At 59.7% G+C, this 2,191-nt stretch carries 3 protein-coding genes and 1 pseudogene; 1 reads left to right on the top strand and 3 read right to left on the bottom strand.

Translation table 11 applies throughout. From position 1 onward, the window contains the following. From ACP5PX_RS07955 to ACP5PX_RS07945, 3 genes and pseudogenes are all read right to left on the bottom strand, one after another. Nucleotides 1-75, bottom strand: a pseudogene (locus ACP5PX_RS07955) (IS200/IS605 family transposase); the annotation flags it as partial. 109 nt (nt 76-184) lie between these two features. Beyond that, nucleotides 185-1,246, bottom strand: coding sequence for a hypothetical protein (locus ACP5PX_RS07950; protein WP_428085416.1), 1,062 nt, complete (start codon nt 1,244-1,246; stop codon nt 185-187). A 109-nt stretch (nt 1,247-1,355) separates the two neighbouring features. Beyond that, nucleotides 1,356-1,670 carry a zinc ribbon domain-containing protein gene (locus tag ACP5PX_RS07945; protein ID WP_428085415.1) on the bottom strand — a complete coding sequence of 105 codons (315 nt, stop codon included), beginning with the start codon at nt 1,668-1,670 and terminating at the stop codon, nt 1,356-1,358. Between the two features lie 122 nt (nt 1,671-1,792). On the opposite strand from ACP5PX_RS07945, the gene ACP5PX_RS07940 reads away from it, so the two are divergent. Further along, the coding region (locus tag ACP5PX_RS07940) for a DNA methyltransferase (protein WP_428085414.1) at nt 1,793-2,191 on the top strand (399 nt) is incomplete at its 3' end.

Genomic DNA, 2,191 nt, shown 5'->3' with positions numbered 1-2,191 from the left:
CTTGGTAGACCACACAAAGTGGTAGCGTATGCTATAGACCGCTGTTCCCGTGGACTTCCAGTCTTTCCTTTTCACTACCTTCATGGTAGCGTAGCCCTCGCTGTCCCGCAAGAGAGCGAGGGGGTCCGTGTATCCCCCCGAGGAATCGGGGGGGATTACTGCCCCCTCGCGCTCCCCCGTTTTTCTAAACCCCGGCTTCGTACTCCCCCTCACCAAGCTTGCGAGCTTCGAGGGACAACCCAAACTTGGCCTGGTACTCCTCCTTCACCGCTTCGACCAAGCTCTGGACCTTCTCCACCATGGGCATCACCTCGTAGTAGGCCACGGTGTGGTCCCGGGTGTGCTTTTCCAGGTTTCGGCCGATCTCCGCGAGAAGGTCCACGGCGTACTCGTAGTGGCGCTCTTCGGCGAGAGGGGTGATCTGGTGGACGAGGTGAGATTTCCCCTCGTCCGTTAGGCGCAGGTGGGCTTCCATGGCGGTAAGTCCCTGGTACTCCCCACCCCGCTCTACCCTGAAGTGGAAGTCCAGTTGCCCGTAGCCGTAGCTCACCATGAAATGCCCTCGCCCCGTTCCAGTGATGTGTTCGTAGTAGATGTACTCGATGTTTCTTTCCGTGTTGTCTGGGTAGGCCAAGGAAGGGGGATGAGGGGGAGTAAACTCCCTGTATTTGACCTTAACGTCAGGGCTATTGATGCCCAGAATTTCTTCTGGGTAGTAGGTGTGCTTCACGAGAAAAGGCAATGCGCCGTTCTTTATGGCCTCGGCCGCTTCCTCGGAAAGGGGCGGAGGAGGGTCCAGCTTCTTCAAGCCCCACCTCTCTTGCATCGTTTCTTCCCAGGCCTGGGTCACCCGCTGAATCAGGGGATCGACTCCCATCACTAGGTCCACGTACATGACATCTGGGGACCTGTGGGCGATGACGTTGACTAGATCGTAGATTTCCTGGGGACTTTTGTGTTTCAAGGAGAGGTAAAAGGGGCTAAATTCCCTGAATTCGGGGAGGGAGTTCCTGGTTTCTTCGAAGAACTTATCGAACCCCCTCCAGGAGTCCTTGGCGAACCCCTGGGCCTCCTTGAGCCACTCGAGCCTGGCCACGATGGCTTCAGGGGCCATGAAGTTCTGCTCCCACTCCTCCCTGGTGAGCTGGGTCCACTTGTGCCCCAAGGTTTCCCCGATAGCCGCTATGGTAGCCCCGGCCATGTAGAGCAAATCGCCCCGGGTGTACTCAACCTTCTTGTTCTCCATGCTCCCCTCCTAGGGGGATCGCTAAGTCCCCCTCACCTAAAGGGTAGCCGAAGAGCAAGAGGGGTAACGTTTCCGGAACAGGAAACCCTTGCCAGTCACAAGTTTCATGCTAAAGCTTCACGCTACTGCAGTCCGTTATAGCAAAAGTACGGGGAAGCGCGGAGCAAAAAATGACGTGGTTAAACTCGTGGTGAGCTACTGACGGCCAAAGCCGCCAGCTTCTTGCGGGCACAGCGCTGGCGGGAGCGCCGCCAGCGCCCCCACAGAGCCCGCTCCGGGCCCTGTGGAGGACCACCTGGACGGCGTTCACGTCCCGGTGGGCCCTATGTCCACAAGAGGGACAGACGTGAAGCCTCTCCGAGAGGGGCTTGGGGACGCTAGCCCCGCACGAAGCGCAGGTTTGCGAGGTGCCCTTGGGGTCCACTGGGCTTTCGTCCCGGGGTTTTTATTTTTCCTGCAGGCGAAAGACCTACTCGGGAAGCCCCTCGCCCTTTTCCCTCAAGAAACCTTTCACCAATATAATCTCCCACGAAAATGCTTTCTCCATTGTTCTTTCCACCCCAAGGCGCAGGTCCTCCATCGGCAACTTCCTCTACCCTCTACATCGGGGACGCCCGTGCGGTGCTCGCCGAGCTTCCCGAGGCCTCGGTCCACCTGGTCCTCACCTCCCCCCCTTACTGGACGCTCAAGCGCTACGAGGACGCCCCGGGCCAGCTCGGCCACATCGAGGACTACGAGGCCTTCCTGGACGAGCTGGACCGGGTGTGGCGGGAGGTCTTCCGCCTCCTCGTGCCCGGGGGCCGGCTCGTGGTGGTGGTGGGGGACGTGGCCGTGGCGCGAAGGCGCTTCGGGCGGCACCTGGTCTTCCCCCTTCACGCCGACATCCAGGTGCGGTGCAGGAGGATCGGCTTTGACAACCTGAACCCCATCATCTGGCACAAGCAC

It is taken from the genome of Hadarchaeum sp. (SeqCode) (assembly GCF_049969415.1).
GTDB lineage: Archaea > Hadarchaeota > Hadarchaeia > Hadarchaeales > Hadarchaeaceae > Hadarchaeum.
This window is presented reverse-complemented; position numbering and strand designations above follow the sequence as displayed.